Raw genomic sequence first — 267 nt, 5'->3', positions numbered from 1 at the left:
TGACCCAAACAAGCCGCGAGGTCATCTCCATGACGGAAAGTGCGCAATCGCTTACATTCCAGCTGTACCGCAACGGAAATATCAGCAAGCTGATGTTTTATGAAAACCCTGATATTTACGATACCACGGCGGCTATGCGCGAATTAAGCAACTACTTGACTTCCATGCCTTACATCGATTCCATCTATGTTTACAATCCGAAAGCCAGTTATGTGTATATCGCCTCAAACTCAGGCCAGAACGGCTTAATGACCAAGGAGGAGCTGG

At 46.8% G+C, this 267-nt stretch carries 1 pseudogene; it reads left to right on the top strand.

The window, feature by feature from the left end:
* Positions 1-267: pseudogene (locus tag KVT27_RS24900) on the top strand (AraC family transcriptional regulator); the annotation flags it as partial.

Source organism: Lysinibacillus sp. GbtcB16 (assembly GCF_019091145.1).
Lineage (GTDB): Bacteria > Bacillota > Bacilli > Bacillales_A > Planococcaceae > Lysinibacillus > Lysinibacillus fusiformis.
Note: the sequence above shows the minus strand (reverse complement) of the source record. Positions and strands in the feature narration are given on the sequence as shown.